The following is a 1,801-nucleotide window of genomic DNA, read 5'->3' on the forward strand; positions in this document are numbered from 1 at the left end:
ATAAAAAAAGTCCTTGACAAAAGGAAATGAGTTTGGTAATATAAGATTTGTCAACTGGAAAACAGGGGACGAAGGACAATGAAAGAATAAAGAAAAGCAAACAAGATGTTAAGAAATAAAAAAGAAGAGACACAAAAGGTGTTGTGAAAAGAAACAAGGGAATAAAAAACTTGAAAAGAAATAAAGAATGAAGAGTTTGATCCTGGCTCAGGATAAACGCTGACAGAATGCTTAACACATGCAAGTCGATGATGGGAGTATAGCCTAGCTATAAAGAAGTCATGGCGGACGGGTGAGTAACGTGTAAAGAACTTGCCCTCTAGACTGGGATAACAGATAGAAATGTCTGATAATACTGGATATTATTACTTACTGGCATCAGTAAGAAATGAAAGGTGGAGACATGCTAGAGGAGAGCTTTGCATCCTATTAGCTAGTTGGTAAGGTAGCGGCTTACCAAGGCGATGATAGGTAGCCGGCCTGAGAGGGTGGACGGCCACAAGGGGACTGAGATACGGCCCTTACTCCTACGGGAGGCAGCAGTGGGGAATATTGGACAATGGAGGGAACTCTGATCCAGCAATTCTGTGTGTGTGAAGAAGGTCTTCGGATTGTAAAACACTTTTAGTTGGGAAGAAGAAGATGACGGTACCAACAGAAGAAGCGACGGCTAAATACGTGCCAGCAGCCGCGGTAATACGTATGTCGCGAGCGTTATCCGGAATTATTGGGCTTAAAGGGCATCTAGGCGGCATAACAAGTTGAAGGTGAAAAACTTAGGCTCAACCAAAGTCTTGCCTACAAAACTGTAATGCTAGAGTACTGGAAAGGTGGGTGGAACTACACGAGTAGAGGTGAAATTCGTAGATATGTGTAGGAATGCCGATGATGAAGATAACTCACTGGACAGCTACTGACGCTGAAGTGCGAAAGCTAGGGGAGCAAACAGGATTAGATACCCTGGTAGTCCTAGCTGTAAACGATGATTACTGGGTGTGGGGATGAGAAGTCTCTGTGCCGAAGCAAAAGCGATAAGTAATCCGCCTGGGGAGTACGTTCGCAAGAATGAAACTCAAAGGAATTGACGGGGGCCCGCACAAGTGGTGGAGCATGTGGTTTAATTCGACGCAACGCGAGGAACCTTACCAGATCTTGACATCCTCGGGAGGTTGTAGAAGTACGACTGTGCCTTCGGGAACCGAGAGACAGGTGGTGCATGGCTGTCGACAGCTCGTGTTGTGAGATGTTGGGTTAAGTCCCGCAACGAGCGAAACCCCTATCATTAGTTGCCATCATTAAGTTGGGGACTCTAATGAAACTGCCTGCGAAGAGCAGGAGGAAGGTGGGGATGACGTCAAGTCATCATGCCCCTTATGATCTGGGCTACACACGTGCTACAATGGGTAGTACAAAGAGAAGCGAAATGGCGACATGGAGCAAAACTAGAAAGCTACTCTAAGTTCGGATTGAAGTCTGCAACTCGACTTCATGAAGTTGGAATCACTAGTAATCGCAAATCAGCAATGTTGCGGTGAATACGTTCTCGGGCCTTGTACACACCGCCCGTCACACCACGAGAGTTGTTTGCACCTGAAATTATTGGTCTAACCGAGAGGGGGAAGATAATGAAGGTGTGAATAGTGATTGGGGTGAAGTCGTAACAAGGTATCCGTACCGGAAGGTGCGGATGGATCACCTCCTTTCTAAGGAGAAAGAAGATTAACAATTGTTTGCTTTTATTCTTTAAAAAAAGTTATGGGCGTGTAGCTCAGGTGGTTAGAGCACTGTGCTGATAACGCAG

1 rRNA gene is annotated in these 1,801 nt (G+C 45.6%); it reads left to right on the top strand.

The features are described 5' to 3' along the window. Positions 1-184 precede the first annotated feature (184 nt). Positions 185-1,703 (top strand): 16S ribosomal RNA (locus AWT63_RS03125). The last annotated feature ends 98 nt before the right edge of the window (positions 1,704-1,801 follow it).

Source organism: Caviibacter abscessus (assembly GCF_001517835.1).
Lineage (GTDB): Bacteria > Fusobacteriota > Fusobacteriia > Fusobacteriales > Leptotrichiaceae > Caviibacter > Caviibacter abscessus.